Annotated in this window: 3 protein-coding genes; 2 read left to right on the forward strand and 1 reads right to left on the reverse strand. The window is 61.5% G+C overall.

The window, feature by feature from the left end; genetic code table 11:
- Positions 1-156: DUF7344 domain-containing protein (locus WBV42_RS17100; RefSeq protein WP_423987094.1), on the forward strand; the 156-nt coding region annotated here is incomplete at its 5' end.
- Between the two features lie 71 nt (positions 157-227).
- Here WBV42_RS17100 and WBV42_RS17105 read toward each other — a convergent pair.
- On the reverse strand, positions 228-446 hold the full coding sequence (locus WBV42_RS17105; protein WP_423987092.1) for a sigma factor-like helix-turn-helix DNA-binding protein: 219 nt from the start codon (positions 444-446) through the stop codon (positions 228-230).
- A gap of 125 nt (positions 447-571) precedes the next feature.
- On the opposite strand from WBV42_RS17105, the gene WBV42_RS17110 reads away from it, so the two are divergent.
- The coding region (locus WBV42_RS17110) for an acyl-CoA dehydrogenase family protein (RefSeq protein WP_423987093.1) at positions 572-1,733 on the forward strand (1,162 nt) is incomplete at its 3' end.

The raw sequence follows: 1,733 nt of genomic DNA on the forward strand, positions 1-1,733 counted from the left end.
CTCCAGCACACCCAACTGCCGAAACTGGCGATGGCTGGACTCGTCCAGTACGACGAGGAACGCGGTCTCATCGACAAGGGGATTCACGCCGACCAAGCCGACGCCTACCTCGACATCGCCGTCGCGCGGGATGACGCGGTGCCGACGCCGGAATAATGCTATTTTGCGGGTGACAGAGTCGATTCAGCCCTAGTAACTACTGGTGCTACTGATTCACTTTTGACTGATCATCCGTCGGAGAGCCTCTCGGCATTACGTAGAATTTCGCCCTTCGATTTCGGCCCCAATCGGAGAGTGGCAACCGAATCTCGGAGAATTGTTCTCATCTCCATTCGGGAGATATCAAGTCGGTCCGCCGCCTGCCCGAGGGTCAATTCTTCGAGGGCGTAGCGCCCGATGACGGTTGCGAGTTCGTCATCGTCGTCCGTGGCTCGTTTGGGGACCATATCGTTGTCCGCTGTTTTTGCACACGAACGGATTAAGTTGTTCCCTACAATCACTTTTATTCATTTTTTCACATCCCGCTCTCGGAGTAGGAGGGCTTTTTAGCCTCCCCTCCGGAGAGTTTTACATGCTCGATTACGTGGAATTGGAGGCCGACCTCGGACAGGAAGAGCGGATGGTTCGGGACACCGCCCGCGAGTTCGTGGAGGAGCACGTCAAACCGGACATCGGCGATCACTTCGAGGCGGGAACGTTCCCGGAGGAGATCATCCCCGAGATGGGTGAACTCGGCTTCTACGCGCCGAACCTCGACGGCTACGGCCTGCCGAACCTGAGCGAGACGGCCTACGGCTTGCTGATGCAGGAACTCGAAGCCTGTGACTCCGGCCTGCGCTCGATGGTGAGCGTACAAGGCGCGCTCGTGATGTACCCCATCCACGCCTACGGGTCCGAGGAGCAGAAGGACCGTTGGTTGCCCGACCTCGGCGAGGGGAAGGCGGTCGGTTGTTTCGGGCTGACGGAACCCGAACACGGGTCGAACCCGTCTGGAATGGAAACCTACGCGGAAAAGGAGGGCGACGAGTACGTCCTCAACGGCTCGAAGACGTGGATCACCAACTCCCCGATTTCGGACGTTGCGGTCGTCTGGGCGCGTGACCGCTCGGCCGAGGACTCGCCGGTTCGCGGCTTCCTCGTGGAGACCGACCGCGACGGCGTGACGACGAACAAGATCGACGACAAACTCTCGCTCCGTGCGTCCATCACGGGCGAAATCAGCCTCCAGAACGTCACGATTCCCGAGGATTCCGTCCTGCCCGGCGTCACCGGGATGAAGGGACCGCTCTCCTGTCTCACGCAGGCCCGCTACGGCATCGCGTGGGGGGCGATCGGCGCGGCCCGCGACTGCTTCGAAACGGCCCGCGACTACGCCACGGAACGCGACCAATTCGGCGGCCCCATCGCCCGGTTCCAACTCCAGCAGCAGAAACTGGCCGAGATGGCGACCCAAATCACGACGTCGCAACTGCTGGCCCACCGCCTCGCCGAGTTGAAAGAGCGCGGCGACCTCCGCCCGCAACACGTCTCGATGGCCAAGCGCAACAACGTCCGGATGGCCCGCGACCAGGCCCGCGTCGCCCGCGAGATGCTTGGCGGAAACGGCATCACCACGGACTACCCGCCGATGCGCCACATGGCGAACATGGAAACGGTGTACACCTACGAGGGCACCCACGACATTCACACGCTGGTTCTGGGGCAGGATTTGACTGGAATTCCAGCCTTCGAGT

It is taken from the genome of Haladaptatus sp., assembly GCF_049589095.1.
GTDB lineage: Archaea > Halobacteriota > Halobacteria > Halobacteriales > Haladaptataceae > Haladaptatus.

What these genes read in the sequence shown, in the direction of transcription:
- WBV42_RS17105 (WP_423987092.1), bottom strand. Translation starts at nt 446, where the DNA reads ATGGTCCCCAAACGAGCCACGGACGACGATGACGAACTCGCAACCGTC.